General features: G+C 68.9%; 13 protein-coding genes. 7 read left to right on the forward strand and 6 right to left on the reverse strand.

What is annotated here, in order from left to right; all coding sequences use genetic code 11:
- Nucleotides 1-11 precede the first annotated feature (11 nt).
- Nucleotides 12-956: a hypothetical protein gene (locus EV137_RS22435; protein WP_134130607.1), complete on the reverse strand. Its 945-nt coding sequence runs from the start codon at nucleotides 954-956 to the stop codon at nucleotides 12-14.
- 219 nt (nucleotides 957-1,175) lie between these two features.
- Nucleotides 1,176-1,883: a phosphate signaling complex protein PhoU gene (gene phoU / locus EV137_RS22440; RefSeq protein ID WP_134003305.1), complete on the reverse strand. Its 708-nt coding sequence runs from the start codon at nucleotides 1,881-1,883 to the stop codon at nucleotides 1,176-1,178.
- 196 nt (nucleotides 1,884-2,079) lie between these two features.
- Between phoU and EV137_RS22445 the strand changes: the two genes are divergently transcribed.
- From EV137_RS22445 to EV137_RS22455, 3 genes are all read left to right on the forward strand, one after another.
- Nucleotides 2,080-3,297: a sensor histidine kinase gene (locus tag EV137_RS22445; RefSeq protein WP_134003307.1), complete on the forward strand. Its 1,218-nt coding sequence runs from the start codon at nucleotides 2,080-2,082 to the stop codon at nucleotides 3,295-3,297.
- Nucleotides 3,294-3,971: a winged helix-turn-helix domain-containing protein gene (locus EV137_RS22450; RefSeq protein WP_133787236.1), complete on the forward strand. Its 678-nt coding sequence runs from the start codon at nucleotides 3,294-3,296 to the stop codon at nucleotides 3,969-3,971. Before EV137_RS22445 ends, EV137_RS22450 begins: the two co-directional genes overlap by 4 nt.
- Nucleotides 3,972-4,051: 80 nt before the next feature.
- Complete coding sequence (locus EV137_RS22455; protein WP_134130608.1) at nucleotides 4,052-5,071, forward strand: iron-siderophore ABC transporter substrate-binding protein; 1,020 nt, start codon at nucleotides 4,052-4,054, stop codon at nucleotides 5,069-5,071.
- Between the two features lie 93 nt (nucleotides 5,072-5,164).
- Here EV137_RS22455 and EV137_RS22460 read toward each other — a convergent pair whose 3' ends face one another.
- Nucleotides 5,165-5,788, reverse strand: coding sequence for a hypothetical protein (locus EV137_RS22460; protein ID WP_134130609.1), 624 nt, complete (start codon nucleotides 5,786-5,788; stop codon nucleotides 5,165-5,167).
- Nucleotides 5,789-6,108: 320 nt separating this feature from the next.
- On the opposite strand from EV137_RS22460, the gene EV137_RS22465 reads away from it, so the two are divergent.
- Genes EV137_RS22465 through ispF form a run of 3 tightly spaced genes read left to right on the forward strand, consistent with a single transcriptional unit; the run spans nucleotide 6,109 to nucleotide 7,769 of the window.
- Nucleotides 6,109-6,594: a CarD family transcriptional regulator gene (locus EV137_RS22465; RefSeq protein WP_134130610.1), complete on the forward strand. Its 486-nt coding sequence runs from the start codon at nucleotides 6,109-6,111 to the stop codon at nucleotides 6,592-6,594.
- A 9-nt stretch (nucleotides 6,595-6,603) separates the two neighbouring features.
- On the forward strand, nucleotides 6,604-7,302 hold the full coding sequence (gene ispD / locus EV137_RS41110; protein WP_134130611.1) for a 2-C-methyl-D-erythritol 4-phosphate cytidylyltransferase: 699 nt from the start codon (nucleotides 6,604-6,606) through the stop codon (nucleotides 7,300-7,302).
- Entirely contained in the window at nucleotides 7,299-7,769 is a 471-nt protein-coding gene (gene ispF, locus EV137_RS41115) for a 2-C-methyl-D-erythritol 2,4-cyclodiphosphate synthase (protein ID WP_134003315.1), read from the forward strand. The genes ispD and ispF overlap by 4 nt, the downstream gene beginning before the upstream one ends.
- A gap of 45 nt (nucleotides 7,770-7,814) precedes the next feature.
- Here the strand turns inward: ispF and EV137_RS22480 are convergent, their stop codons facing one another.
- A complete protein-coding gene (locus tag EV137_RS22480; protein WP_134130612.1) occupies nucleotides 7,815-8,792 on the reverse strand; it encodes a nitrilase family protein in 978 nt (325 codons plus the stop codon).
- Nucleotides 8,793-8,862: 70 nt separating this feature from the next.
- On the opposite strand from EV137_RS22480, the gene EV137_RS22485 reads away from it, so the two are divergent.
- Nucleotides 8,863-9,729 carry a LysR family transcriptional regulator gene (locus EV137_RS22485; RefSeq protein WP_134130613.1) on the forward strand — a complete coding sequence of 289 codons (867 nt, stop codon included), beginning with the start codon at nucleotides 8,863-8,865 and terminating at the stop codon, nucleotides 9,727-9,729.
- Here the strand turns inward: EV137_RS22485 and EV137_RS22490 are convergent, their stop codons facing one another.
- Together EV137_RS22490 and EV137_RS22495 are read right to left on the reverse strand one after the other, a co-directional pair.
- Nucleotides 9,730-11,034: a M1 family metallopeptidase gene (locus EV137_RS22490; RefSeq protein WP_134130614.1), complete on the reverse strand. Its 1,305-nt coding sequence runs from the start codon at nucleotides 11,032-11,034 to the stop codon at nucleotides 9,730-9,732. It lies immediately after the preceding gene.
- Nucleotides 11,034-14,966 carry a Pls/PosA family non-ribosomal peptide synthetase gene (locus tag EV137_RS22495; RefSeq protein WP_134130615.1) on the reverse strand — a complete coding sequence of 1,311 codons (3,933 nt, stop codon included), beginning with the start codon at nucleotides 14,964-14,966 and terminating at the stop codon, nucleotides 11,034-11,036. Before EV137_RS22495 ends, EV137_RS22490 begins: the two co-directional genes overlap by 1 nt.
- Between the last annotated feature and the right edge of the window lie 117 nt (nucleotides 14,967-15,083).

The following is a 15,083-nucleotide window of genomic DNA, read 5'->3' on the forward strand; positions in this document are numbered from 1 at the left end:
AGAAGTGGTGGTTACTCGCCGCGCATCGGGTCGTAGTGGTAGCCCAGGCGTACGGAGTTGACGCCGTTGAAGACGACGCCGGGGATCTTGCCGTAGCCGGTGAGGGCGGTGGCTGCGCCGTTCGCCTTGCTCATCGCATAGAGCGTGCCGGTCTGGGTGTTGTTGTCGACGCCAACGATGAGGACGCCGCCGCGGGTGCCGCAGTTCTCGACGACCAGCGACTCGAAGTTCTGCCAGCCGCCGCTGCGGATCCGCTTGAGGATCGGCTTGGTCGATGCAGCGACCGGGATCCGGACGGTCCACAGGGCACCCGCGGTCGTGGTCATCAACAGGGTGTCGTAGGTCATGGTCTCGCTGATGACCGTCATCGTCTTGAAGCCCTTGAAGCCAGGGAACGAGCCGAGGCCCCTGATGACGCCGCGGACGATCGAGTACCGGTACAGGCTGCCGTTGCTGTTCAGGCCGTACAGGTACGCGTGGCTCGGGCCGTCGACGCTGTCGTTCGACGTGGCGATGGTCTTGAAGCTCGTCCAGCCGCTGCCGACCTTCTTGAAGGTGGCGACCGGCGGGCGGTACGGGTACACGTAGGTGGTGTGCCGGTACAGGTTCCCGCCCTGCAGCAGCAGGCCGTAGTAGTAGAACTGGGTGCCCGCCGCGTTGGCGGCCATGTACCAGGTCGCGTTCGCGCGGGTGCCGACGAACTTGAACGACTCGTACGGCGCACCCTGCGGCGGCTTGCCGGCCAGGACGTCGGCTGCCTCCATGGTGCCGGCCGCGGTCGGGTAGCCGGTCGAGATCCCGCAGGCCTCGGTGGCAGCCTTCGCGGAGTTCGACTGCTTGGTCAGGTCGGACCACGGCTTCGGGTCGGTCTTGCCGGCGTTGGCAGGCGCAGAAACGACGGACGCAGCGAGCAGGCCCATCCCTGCCATCGCGAGGGCGAGTCGTTGCATTCGCATAGCGAATCCTCTTTCACGAGATGTCTTCTCGGGGGCGGATCCGAGATCGGGTCACTTCCCGTCCCATCGCGCGCCGCACACCTCGCGTTACATCGATCACCGAACGTAATCAGATCGAGATCCACCGCGTGCCGCAGGCGTGTGCTTTTGCCTCACGTCCACAGGACAAAAAAGTAGCCCGCAGCAACTTTCTGGTTGCTGCGGGCTACTTGTCGAACGTCAGTTGCCGTTGGGGTTGGGGGCGGAGGCGCCGGCGCCGGAGCCGGCGGCGGTGCCGCCGATGGCTACCGGGAGTTCGCCGGTGACGAGGTAGACGACGCGGCGGGCCATCGCGACCGCGTGGTCGGAGATGCGCTCGTAGTAGCGGCTGAGCAGCGCCATGTCGACGGCGACCTCGACGCCGTGCGGCCACTCCTCGTCCATCATCAGGCGGAACTGGTTCGAGCGCAGCTTGTCCATCTCGTCGTCGCTGGCCTCGAGCCGCCCGGCCGCCTCGACGTCGCGGGACGCGATCACGTCGCCGGCGGCGTCGACCATCTTCCCGGCCACGGACCCCATCGACTCGATCACGTCGTGCAGTTCGGCCGGGATCGCCGGCGCCGGGTACCGCATCCGGGCGATCTTCGACACGTGCGCGGCCAGGTCGCCCATCCGCTCCAGGTCGGCGACCATCCGCAGCGCGGCGACCAGCATCCGCAGCTCGTTGGCGACCGGCGACTGCCGCGCCATCAGTTCGAAGACCTTCTCCTCGACACCCTCACCGGCGGCATCGAGCTGGATGTCGGCCGCGATGACCTCTTCGGCTTTGCGGATGTCCGCCTCCAGCAGGGCCGATGTCGACCGGCGTACGGCGGTGGACACCGTCCGCGTCATCCGCTCCAGCTCGGCGAGGATGTCGTCGAGCTGCTCGTGGTACGTGTCACGCATGGTGTTCGAATCCGATCTGTGGTGTCCGGTGCCGCGGAGGGGACCAGCACGGTACCCCGCCCACCGGTGACCGTATGCCGTCGAGGTTGCCGGATGGCGACGAGTGGTGAACGACCGATGAACAGTTAGGTCGTGTCCCGGTCATCCGGTGCTCATTCGGTCTTTCCCTGCTGGTCGCCCGCGTAGCATCGTTGCCGTGGACCCCACGCTGGCTGCGGTGCTGGGCGGCGTCATCGGCGCGGCCCTGGCTCTGCTTTCGCTCGGCGCGATGATGCTTTCCGAGCGGGCCCAGCGAAAGATCCCGGAGTCCCCGGAGCCTGCGGTGCCGTCGGGCGTCGCCACGGTGCTGTCGGTACTGCGGTCCTCGGCGGTCGTGATGGGACCCGAGGACCAGGTGCTGCAGGCCAGCGCCCCCGCGCACGTGCTCGGCATCGTCCGCGGTGAGCGGCTCGTGGTCGACGACATCCTGACCATGGTTCGCCAGGTCCGCCGCGACGGCGAAATCCGCCAGCAGGACCTGGAGATCGTCCGGGGCCGGCTGGGCGCAACGCAGTACGTCAGTGCCCGAGTGGCGCCGCTGGGCAGCCAGCTCGTACTGGTGCTGGTCGAGGACCGTACGCGCGAGCGCCGCCTGGACGCGATCCGGCGGGACTTCACCGTCAACGTCAGCCACGAGCTGAAGACCCCGGTCGGCGCACTGATCCTGCTCGCCGACGCGGTCTCGGAGGCGTCCGACGACCCGGAGGCGGTGCAGCGGTTCTCGGACCGGATGCGGATCGAGGCCTCCCGGCTGAGCCGGCTGGTCAAGGAGATCATCGAGCTGTCCCGGTTGCAGGGCGACGACCCGCTGGAAAACCCCGGCCCGGTGGACATCAACGGGGTCATCGAGACCGCGGTGGACCGCTGCCGGATCGACGCCGAGGACCGGGACATCAAGATCGTGGTGAAGACCGAGCCCGAGCTCGAGGTGCTGGGCAGCGAGGACCAGCTCGCGATGGCGATCGGCAACCTCGTCGAGAACGCCATCAACTACAGCCCGGACGGCACCCGGGTCGCGGTTGCCGCGCACCCGATCGGGGATCTCGTCGAGGTCACCGTGTCCGACCAGGGCGTAGGCATCCCGAGCAGCGACCTGGAACGCGTGTTCGAGCGCTTCTACCGGGTCGACAGGGCCCGCAGCCGGGAGACCGGCGGCACCGGTCTCGGCCTCTCGATCGTCAAGCACATCGCCTCGATCCATGGCGGCGACGTACGGGTCTGGAGCGTCGAGGGCCAAGGTTCCACCTTCACCGTGAGACTCCCGTTGCGGCTCGAACCCGCACCGGGCCAGACCGACTCCACCAGCCAGGAGGAGCCGGCCGTTCCCCTGACGCCTACCCCGTCAGGTCAGAAGACAAAGGAGACAGCTTCGTGACCCGAGTGCTGGTCGTCGAAGACGAAGAGAGCTACAGCGACGCGCTGTCGTACGTACTGCGCAAGGAAGGGTTCGAGGTCGCCGTCGCGGAGACCGGGCCGGACGCGCTGGACGAGTACGACCGTGCCGGTGCGGACATCGTCCTGCTCGACCTGATGCTGCCGGGTCTGTCCGGCACGGAGGTCTGCCGGGCGCTCCGCAGCCGGGGCAACGTCCCGGTGATCATCGTCAGCGCCAAGGACACCGAGGTCGACAAGGTCGTCGGGCTGGAGCTCGGCGCGGACGACTACGTGACCAAGCCGTACAGCCCGCGGGAGCTGCTGGCCCGTGTCCGCGCCGTACTGCGTCGCGGTCAGGACGTCGAGCTGCTGCCGGACACCCTCGAGGCCGGTCCGGTCCGGATGGACGTCGAGCGGCACGTGGTGACGGTGTCCGGGACCGAGATCCGGCTCCCGCTGAAGGAGTTCGAGCTGCTCGAGATGCTGCTGCGGAACACCGGCCGGGTGCTCACCCGCGGTCAGCTGATCGACCGGATCTGGGGCGCCGACTACGTGGGCGACACCAAGACCCTGGACGTGCACGTGAAGCGGTTGCGTTCGAAGCTCGAGAAGGACCCGTCGAACCCGCAGCACCTGGTCACCGTGCGTGGCCTGGGCTACAAGTTCGAGTCCTGAGTCACACTCCCGCAGGTCGCGATGGCCTGTGGGGTTAGCTTAGGCTCTCCTTAGTTGAGGCAATCTAAGGAGAGCACTACATGTCCTGGTCCCGTTCCAAGGTCGTCAGTGCGGTCACCGCCGTACTGCTCGCCACGACCGCGCTGGCCGCCTGCGGCAGTGACGGCGACAAGCAGGCCGACGCCGGCGCGAGTACGGCGGATGCCGGGTTCCCGGTCACGCTGAAGAACACGTTCGGCGACACGACGATCACCAAGAAGCCGGAGCGGATCGTCACGCTCGGCTGGAACGCCCAGGACGTGGTCTACGCGCTCGGCGAGACCCCGGTCGGGATGCCGAAGGTCACCTACGGCCCGACCGCCGACGGTGTCACCGCGTGGGACGCGGACAAGTTCGACAAGTCGAAGACGACTTTGCTGGACACCGGCGACAAGTACCCGTTCGAGAAGATCGCGGCGCTGAAGCCGGACGTCATCCTGGCCCCGTACGAGGGCTTCGACGAGGCGACGTACAAGACCCTGAGCGGGATCGCACCGACCGTCGCGTACCCGGGTGCGCCGTGGCAGACCACCTGGCAGGACCAGACGCTGCTGGTCGGTGAGGCGCTCGGCAAGAAGGCCGACGCGGAGAAGCTGATCACCGGGATCCAGGACAAGATCAAGCAGGTCGCGACCGAGCACCCGGAGTTCAAGGACAAGACCATCACGGTCGGCTCGTTCGGCGCCGAGAACTACGTCTACATGCCGGGTGACCCGCGCGTGCAGATCCTGAACGAGATGGGCTTCAAGAACGCGCCGGGGGTGGAGGCGCTGGAGAAGACCAACACCAAGAAGGAGTTCTCGCTGGCGATCAGCAAGGAGAAGGTCGCGGACGTCGACGCCGACGTGCTGATCGCGTACGTCGACGGGATCGGGACGCAGAAGTTCCTGGCCGACCCGGTCTACTCGTCGCTGAAGGCGGTCAAGAGCGGGGGCGCGTACGCGCTGCAGGACCAGCAGGTGATCTCCGGCATGAGCGCAGTAAGTGTCCTGAGCGTCCCGTGGGTCCTCGACAAGGTGCTCCCGGGCCTCTCGAAGGCAGCCTCAGCAAGCAAGAACTAAGAGCTGGTACGGCGAACCACGGCCACTGGCTCGCCGTGCCAAGCAGAACGGGCCGTCCCGCGTCGGGGCGGCCCGTTCTGTCGTTCTGGAGGTCTACTCGGCGGCGGCCGGGGATGGCGTGTAGTGGTCGTCGGTGAGGACCGGGACGTAGGCGGAGACCGGCGCCGCGGTGCCGAAGGTGATGGTCACGTTGACCATCTGGCCCGGCTTCGCGCCGGTCACGATGATCGCCGGACCGGCCTCCTCGGCGCCCGGGGTCGGGGTCTCGGTCGGGGTTGCCGACGGCGTCGTGCTCGGGCTGGTCTCGGCGGCCGGCGCCTCGGTCCCGGTGCCCGGCAGGACGATCGCGGTGTGCGGCTCCAGCTCCAGCGGCTTGGTGAGCCCGGTGAACTTGACCTCGCTCGGCTGGTCGGAGCCGGCCTGGCCGTCGGCCGTCCCTGGTGCGGCCTGCTCGATGCTGACCACGGTCTCCGGGGCATCGCCGTTGTTGACGATCACGCTGTGCAGTTCACCCTTGCCGTCCGCGTCGGCCAGCACCAGCATGTTGCGGACCTTGACCTGGCCGGACTCGAAGTTGGTGCCCTCCGCGGCCTGGTACGGCTGCAGGGTCGGCGCGGAGAAGCTCGCGCTGCACGCCGCCAGCGCGATACTGAGAGTGGCGGCGGCACCCGCCAGCGCGGTACGCCGGGCGAACCGCGAGGACAACGTGATCGGCACTGGAATCCCTCTCGTGCAAGCTTTTCGGACCTGTCGCGGCACTGGTGTGCGGCGACTGCGGGCCGACTGTGGACCGACTGTGGACACCGTCAGGCAGCGGCCTCCGGCGCCCCACAGCGTAGCCCTCGGGGTGGGCGAGCCGGACGCCGGGATGCCGCCGGAAGGGTGCCGGAGCGATGTCCAGAGCTTCGGTGCGCGCGCGCACGAGGCATGTGAAACAGCGTTTGTCAAGGCAGGAAGTGGGCCCTGACCAGCGCAAACGCCCCGGCCAGGCCAGCGACTGCGTGGTAGTATTGGTCTTGGAAAGGGGCACGTGACATATGACTTTCACAGTCGGCGAGACGGTTGTTTACCCCAATCATGGTGCGGCCGTCATCGAGGACATCGAGACCCGCAAGATCAAAGGTGAGGACAAGGCCTATCTGGTCTTGAGGATCGTCGCACAGCACGACCTGGTCGTCCGGGTCCCCGCGTGCAACCTCGATCTCGTCGGCGTGCGTGACGTCGTGGATCAGGCTGGCCTGGAGCGCGTCTTCGACGTGCTCCGTGCACCGCACACGGAGGAGCCGACCAACTGGTCGCGACGCTACAAGGCGAACCTGGAGAAACTGCACTCCGGTGACGTGCTGAAGGTGGCAGAGGTCGTCCGCGACCTGTGGCGCCGTGAGCGTGACCGCGGTCTGTCCGCCGGTGAGAAGCGGATGCTGGCGAAGGCTCGCCAGATCCTGGTCTCCGAGCTGGCCCTGGCCGAGCACACCAACGAGGACAAGGCGGAAGCCATCCTCGACGAGGTCCTCGCTTCGTAGTCGAATCCCATGAGTAGCGCGGTCGTGATTCCCGCGGCCGGGCTAGGGCTGCGACTGGGTGGTGAGACCCCGAAGGCATTTCGAGAGGTCGGTGGCGATTCGCTGCTGGTCCACGCGGTGCGTGGACTGAAGGCAGCGACCGCCGCCGACCTCGTCTGTTTCGTGGTCGCCGTGCCGCCCGGCTCCGAGGAGACGGTCGGCAAGGAGCTCACGCCGTACGTCGGGGATGCGCGACTGATCGTGGTGGCCGGCGGTGCGGAGCGGCCTGCCTCGGTGCGAGCAGCTCTGGACGTGGTGCCGATCGACGGGATCGACTGCATCCTGGTCCACGACGCGGCGCGGGCGTTCGTCCCGGCCGATGCGATCGAGCGCGTCGTGGCGGCGGTGCGAGCCGGCGCCGAGGCCGTCGTACCGGTGGTGCCGGTGACGGACACGATCAAGCGGGTCGGGCCGACCGGTGACGTGGTCGACACGCCCGATCGGTCGACGCTGGTGGCCGTACAGACGCCGCAAGGGTTCGCTCCTGACGTACTGCGGCGCGCACATGCGGCTGGTGCCGACGCGGCCGTGACCGATGACGCGATGATGTGTGAGCGGATCGGGGTCACGGTGCGGACGGTCGAAGGTTCGCCGGACGCGTTCAAGGTGACCCGGCCGCAGGACCTGCTGCTCGCCGAGGCACTGCTCGCGGAGCGGAGGATCTCGTGAAGGTTCCACGGGTCGGCAACGGCGTCGACGTACACCCGCTGGAGGAAGGCCGCCCGATGTGGCTGGCCGGCCTGCACTGGCCGGACGAGCCGGCCGGGCTGTCAGGTCATTCCGATGGCGACGCGGCGGCACACGCTATCTGTACGGCGCTGCTCACCGCCGCGAAGCTGGGTGACCTGGGATCGAACTTCGGTACTGCCGAGCCCGAATGGGCTGGTGCGGCTGGGGTTGTGCTGGTGGCAGAGGCCGCGCGCCGGGTCCGGGCCGCCGGGTTCGAGATCGGGAACGTCGCGGTGCAGATCGTCTGCAACCGCCCGCGGATCGGCACTCGTCGCGAGGAGGCGGAGAAGGTTCTCTCCGCCGCGTGCGACGCCGAGGTTTCGGTGAGCGCGGCAACGACCGACGGCCTCGGCTTCCCCGGCCGCGGCGAAGGCATCACCGCCATCGCCACCGCCCTCATCTACTGACCCCAACCCCTCTTTGAGCACGCACCAACCAAATTCGCGCGCGATTTATGGTTGGTGGGGGCTCAAAGATGCCACGGGATCCGGAGAGAAGCGGGCGGCTCGGGGATCCAGTTCGTTGCCTTGGCGTTGGGTGATCGGGGCATAGAGCTCGGGGCGGCGGCCGCGGAGCCAGCGGCGGCCGGTCGCGAGGGGCACCAGCTCGAGGTCGAGGTCCGCAACCACCACAGCCTCGGCAGGGACCGGGGTCTCCGCGACGATGCGGCCGTACGGGTCGAGGATCATCGCGTTCCCGGTGCGCAGTTCGTCGTCGTCCCGGCCGACACCGTTGCTGAACAGCAGGAACATCCCGTTGTCGTGCGCGCGTGCCGGCAACCACCGCATCAGCCATTCCCGCCCGCTCGGCCCGTTGAAGGCCTCCTCGATCGCCGCGCGGTCCCCGCTCGTCCACACCTCGAGCGGGATCGGCTTCATCCCGTGCGGGCTGCGCGAGTTCGTCCCGCCGGTCTGGTGCGGCGCGATCAGGACCGTTGCGCCGAGCAACGCGGTGATCCGGACGTTCTCGACCAGGTTGTTGTCCCAGCAGATCAGTACGCCGGCCCGGAAGCCCCACGGCGTGTCGAACACCGTGTACGACGATCCGCTCGCGATCTCCTCGTGCTCGAACGCATGCAGCTTCCGGTGCACGTGGACGGTTCCGTCCGGCAAGCAGACGGCGTACGCGTTGAACAACGTGCCCTCGGCATCCTCGAGGAACCCGACCCCGATCCCGGCGTCCAGTTCCTTGGCGAGAGCAACAACCCGGCTGACCAGCGGTCCATCTGCAGGCTGGGCGAGTTCGTGCAGCCGGACGGGAGTGTGTCGCCGGAGATGCCAGTAGCCGAGCAAGCACATCTCCGGGAACACGATCAGCCGGGCGCCGTCGCCGACTGCCTGCCGGGCGAGACGCTCGACCGTCGCGAGATTGGCCGAGGGCTGGTCAGGGGTCGGCTCGAACTGCACGACAGCGGCGCGAAAGGACGTCATACGACCATCGAAACGCCGAGGCACCTATGACGTCCAATAGCGGTTCGCAGAGGTTCCATATCCTGGGGTTATGGATCTCCGTCTGCTGCGGGCGTTCGTCACGGTGGCCAGGCTGCGGAACTTCGGGGCCGCGGCCGTTGAGTTGTCGACCAGTCAGCCCGCGCTGACCAAGCAGATCCAGGTGCTGGAGCGCAGGGTCGGCTCGGTGCTGTTCAGCCGCGGCAGGCACGGCGCGCGGTTGACCCCGGCCGGGGAACTGCTGCTCCCTGACGCTCTGGAGTTGCTGGACCGGTCAGAGGCCTTCGAGCGACGGGCCGTTCAGGTGGCGTCCGGGACCGAGGGCTCGCTGGCGATCGGGTTCGGGTTGTCGGGGATCGAGCTGGCGCCGCGGGCGGTTGCGCTGTTCCGGAGCCGGTGGCCGGGAGTGACGATCTCGCTCGAGAACATGTCCTCGGCGGTGCAGTGCGAGCGGCTGCTGGCCGGGAGCCTGCAGATCGGGTTCGTACGGTTGCCGGTGCCGGCCGGCCTCGAGCACCTTCGGTTACGACGGGATCGCCTCACCCTCGCCGTACCGGCCGACCAGCAGCTGCCGCGTGATCTGGCCGGCTGGATCGACGGGCGGCCGCTGGTCCGCCTGACACCGGATCGTGGACCGGGACTGACCGCTCAGATCAACACGCTGTACGCCGAACTTGGTTGCCACCCGCAAATACTCCAAGAGGCCGGCGACCTGCAGACCGTCCTCGCCCTGACGGCAGCCGGTGCCGGGCCGGCCGTCGTACCGCAGACCGCCGAGCGGATCGCGCCGCCCGAGGTCCGCCTCGTCCCACTCCCCGGCCGCGCGGCCACCTGGTGGATCGGTACCGCCTGGGCCACCAGAACCCCGCTCACCGAACGCTTCGTGAAAGCCGCCGCCGAGGTGGCACGCAACCGCTGATCAGCGTCGTCTGGGGAGTGGTGGGAGTTCGTAGGAGTCCAGCCAGGCGGCGAACAGGTGGCGTAGGGACTGCTCGTCGGGGCTGAACGTGGTGGCGAGGGCGATGAAGTCGGCTGTGGTGACCGACCCGTGCCGGTGCGTCTTGGTCCAGGTACGGAGGAGGTCGAAGAACGCGTCGTCGCCGAGGTGCTTGCGCAGTACGTGCAGGGTGAGCGCGCCGCGCTTGTAGAGGCGGTCGTCGAACATCAGGTCCGGGCCTGGGTCCGACAGCATCAGGTCCTGTGGCAGGCCCTTCAACCGCGTGTGCGCCTTGGCTGCTTGCTGGTCGGCGGAGAGTCCGCGTGACTCCTCCGACCACAGCCACTCGGCGTAGCAGGCGAAGCCCTCGTTCAGCCAGATGTGCTGCCAGTTCGCCGGGGTCAGGCTGTTCCCGAACCACTGGTGCGCCAGCTCGTGCGCGACCAGCCGCTCCGACCCGTTCCGGCCGTCGACGTGGTTGCTGCCGAACACCGAGATGCCCTGCGCCTCGAGCGGGATCTCCAGCGGATCGTCGGTCACCACGACCGTGTACCCACCGAACGGGTACGGCCCGAACTGCTTGCAGAACAGCTTCATCATGTCCTGCTGGCGCCCGAAGTCGTGCCGGAACTCGCGGTTCCGCGCGGCCGGCAGCACGCCGCGGATCGTCACAGGCGACGCGGCCAGGTCCACCTCGTCGTACCGCCCGATCTGCACGGTCGCGAGGTACGTCGCCATCGGCGCGGCCTGATCGAAAACCCACGTCGTACGGCTCGCCTTCACCCGGCGTGACACCAGCCGCCCGTTCGCGACGACCTGGTACGGCGAGTCCGTGGTGATCGAGATCCGGTAGTGCGCCTTGTCGCCGGGGTGGTCGTTGCACGGGAACCAGGTGGCCGCACCGCTCGGCTGGCTGGCGACGATCACGCCCTCGGTGAGCTCTTCCCAACCGAGCTCGCCCCACGGGCTGTCCTCGGGCCTCGGGTTCCCGTTGTACTGGACGTCGACCGAGAACTCGGCGCCGTCCGGGATCGTCGTCGCCGGGGTGATGTGCAGCTTGCCGCCACGATGGACGTACCGCTGCGGCCGGCGGCCGTTCACCGACACCTTCGACACCCGGAGCCCGGACAGGTCGAGGCTGAGGCGCGAGAGCGCCTGGGTGGCGAATGCCGTGATCGTCGCCTTGCCGGTCAGCCGGTTGCTGCTGACCCGGTAGTCCAGGTCCAGCTCGTACGACTCGACCTTGTAGTCGTTGCTTCCGTGGCTGGGCACATACGGGTCAACCATCAGTCCTGCCAGGGACCGATCGGGTTCCCGGCCCACCGGGTACCCGCCGGCACACCTTCACCACGCATCACGAGAGACACCGGCCCGATGGTAGCTCCTGCTCCTACCTCGGCCGCCGGAAGGACGATGCCGTGCGGGCCGAGGGTTGCCCCGGCCCCGAAGGTGACTGTGTTCATGGAGAGAACTCGATCATGAAACAGGTGCGTTTGCAGCACACAACCGCGATTCACCGTGGCCCCGTCGCCCAGGGTGACCAGATCTGCCTCCGGCAACCAGTACGTCTCGCACCAGACGCCCTTGCCGATCTTCGCTCCGAGTGACCGCAGCCAGAGCGTGAGGACCGGCGTGCCGGCGGCGGCGTTCGCGAACCACGGCGCGGCGACCAGCTCGACGAAGCTGTCGACCACCTCGTTGCGCCAGACGAACGAGCTCCACAACGGGTACTCGACGGCTCTCGTCCGGCCGACGATGACCCATTTCGCGACCGTCGCCATCCCGCCCGCGACCGCGCCGGCCGCGAGGATGACCGCGCCGGACAGCAGCATCGTCCACCACGGACCCAGCCAGAGGTCGAGCGCCTGCAGCGCGAACAGCACGCCGAGGGCGATGAGCACCGTGCACATCATCGGGACGAACCGGCACAGCTCGACGAGCGCGCGGGCGACCTTGAGCTTGTACGGCGGGTTGAACGTGCGGCTCTGATCACCCGAGACGGTCTGCCGGCGCAGCTTCACCGGTGGCGAACCGAGCCACGACGTACCGGCCTTGGACTTCTTCGGGGCCGCGGACAGCACGGCGACCAGGCCGTTCTTCGGGACGCTCCGCCCGGGCGCGGTCATCCCGGAGTTGCCGAGGAAGGCACGCTTGCCGACCTTCGCGCCGGCCACGTGCAGCCAGCCGCCGCCGAGCTCGTACGACGCGATCATTGTGTCGTCGGCCAGGAACGCGCCCTCGCCGACGGTGGTCATCTTCGGCAGCAGCAGGACCGTCGACGCCTCGACGTCGCGGCCGATCTTCGCGCCCAGCGCGCGCAGCCACCACGGGGTCAGCAGGCTCGCGTACAGCGGGAAGAGCAGTGTGCGCGCGGAGTCGAGGAGCCGCTCGGTCGCCCAGACCTGCCACCCGATCCGGCTGCGGACCGGGTAGTGGCCGGGCTTGATCCCGATGCCGAGGAGCCGTACGCCGATCAGCGTGAGGACCGTGATGGTGGCGAACCCGACCAGCGTCATCAACGGGATCGCGCCCAGCGCGTGCAGCGCCGCGTCCGGCAGTGTCTGGGTGCCGCGCAGCGCGTAGCCGAGGACGACGAACGCCGTAGCGGCCCCCGCGACCGGGATCAGGGACATGAGCGCGGACTGGGCGCCGTACGCCGCAACCCACCACGGAGCGCGCGCGGGACGGTGGTCCGGCCACGGGTGCCGCGCGCGACCGATCCTTGCCGCGGGCGAGCCGGACCAGCGCTCGTTGTCGGGCACCTTGCCGGAGACGGCCGAGCCGGCCATGATCTCGGCGCTCCGGCCGATCTCTGCGCCCGGGAGCAGCGTGCTGCGGGAACCGACGACCGCATCGGGGCCGACGGAGATGTGTCCGACGTGCAGCCGATCGCCGTCGATCCAGTAGCCGGCCAGGTCGACCTCGGGCTCGATCGAGGCGCCGCGGCCCATGGTGAGCATGCCGGTCACCGGTGGCAGCGTGTGCAGGTCGACGCCGCGGCCGACCTTCGCGCCGAGCGCGCGGGCGTAGTAGGCGATCCAGGGCGCGCCTGCCAGATTGGCGGCGCCGGCCGCGTCGGCGAGGTTCTCGGCGGCCCAGAGCCGGACGTGGACGCTGCCGCCTCGTGGATAGGTGCCCGGTTTCAGGCCGCGGAGCAGGATCCGGGCGCCGACGACCGCGATGCCCATCCGGCCCGCCGGGCTGATCAGGATCAGCCAGCCGGCCAGGATCCACCACCAGGACACGGTCCGCGCCCAGGGGAGCGGCTCGATCAGCGCGGCGAGGAGGTTGTTCAGCGTGAACACGTAGACCAGCCAGCGGACACCGACGACGGTCTGCAGGATCAGCGTCAGCGCGGTCTGCAGGAGTTGCGTGCTCTTCGGCGTCGGCCGGATCTCCCGCAGCTCGACCGGCTCGAGGGCTGCGGGCTTGAAGTCGTCGAGCCGCTCGGCGAGCGCCCCTAGGCGCGGGTACTCATAGATGTCGCCGACCGTGACGTCCGGAAACCGCTCGCGGAGCGCCGAGACCAGCTGCGCCGCGGCGAGGCTTCCGCCGCCGTGCAGGAAGAAGTCGTTGTCGGGTCCGGTGACCTTGGCGCCAAGGATCTTCGTCCAGCGTTCGGCCAGCCAGCCTGCGGTGCCGTCCAGCTCGACGGCCGGGCTGTCGCCGTCCATTCCGGGCAGTGGCCAGGGGAGCGCGTTGCGGTCGACCTTGCCGGAGGTCCGGGTCGGCAGTGTGTCGACGACCGCCAGCAGCGGCACGAGCGCGGCGGGCAGCGCTTCACGCAGACGCTCGGTGGCCTTCGCGTTGTCGAAGGTGGCGGCCTCGTCCGGTACGACGTACCCGACGAGGAGCTGATTGCCCGCGGCGCTGTTGCGTACGGCGGCCGCGGCGCCGGAGACACCAGGGAGGGCCTGCAGAGCGGCGTCGACCTCGCCGAGCTCGATCCGGCGGCCGCCGAGCTTGACCTGCTCGTCGGCGCGTCCCTGGAACAGCAGGCCCAACGGGTCGGACCGCACCAGGTCGCCGCTGCGGTAGGCGCGGTCCCAGCCGAGGGCCGGCATCGGGGCGAACTTCTCGGCGTCCTTGGCCGGGTCGAGATACCGGGCCAGGCCGACGCCGCCGATGATCAACTCACCGATCTCCCCGTCGGCGACTTCATTGCCTGCGGCATCTACAACGGCGAGGTCCCAGCCGTCCAGCGGGAGGCCGATCCGGACCGGCCCTTCGCCGGTGAGGCGGGCGGCGCACGCCACCACGGTGGCCTCGGTCGGGCCGTAGGTGTTCCAGACCTCGCGGCCTTCGATCGCCAGGCGTTCGGCCAGCTCCGGCGGGCAGGCCTCACCGCCGAAGATCAGCAGCCGGACCTGATCCAGGGCGTCCGGTGGCCAGAGCGCGGCCAGCGTCGGCACGGTCGAGACGATAGTGATGCCCTGGGCAACCAACCACGGGCCGAGGTCCATACCGGTGCGAACCAGTGAACGTGGTGCGGGCACGAGGCAGGCGCCGTACCGCCAGGCCAGCCACATCTCCTCGCAGGACGCGTCGAACGCGACGGACAGGCCGGCCAGGACCCGGTCGTCGGGCCCGATCGGCTCGTCCTGCAGGAACAGGCGGGCCTCGGCGTCGACGAACGCGGCCGCCGATCGGTGCGTGACGGCGACACCTTTCGGTACGCCGGTCGAGCCCGAGGTGAAGATGATCCACGCGTCGTCGGTCGGCTCCGGGCCGGTGCTGCCGCGCGGCGAATTCGTCGTACTCGTGGCATCCATGCGAGCCGAGTACGGATAGTCGAAGGCGCCGTTGGCCGCGTCGTTGTCGGCCAGCGGCGCCTGCTGCGGACGGGTGATCGTGAGCTCGAGCTCGTCGCCGACCGTGGCCGCGACGGCTGCCTCACCGAAAACGAGTTCGGCACGCTCCTCCGGGTCGTCGGCGTCGACCGGGACGTACGCCGCGCCTGCTTGCAGGGTGCCGAGAATCGCGACGTACAGGTCGTTGTGCCCCGACGAGATCCGGATCCCGACGCGATCGCCGGGTCCGATACCCGAGGCGGTCAACCGGCCCGCGAACTTGGTGGTCTGCGCCAGCAGTTCGCGATAACTCAGGCTGACGCTGCCGTCGTCGAGTGCGGGTTCGTCAGCGTACTTGGCGGCTGTCTCCTCGAGCACATCCACCAACGTCCGCGAGGCTGTCGCCAGGTCCCCGCGTCGCAACGTCACGGGCGGATACTACGCCGCCCAGTTACGGCTTGGATAACTCGAAGCGAACACGTGGGGATGCCCATCAATCGCTTGCTCACACCCAGGAGTGCCTCACACGGGGACGTTGATGGAGTT

The sequence above is a fragment of the Kribbella pratensis genome (assembly GCF_004366075.1).
GTDB lineage: Bacteria > Actinomycetota > Actinomycetes > Propionibacteriales > Kribbellaceae > Kribbella > Kribbella pratensis.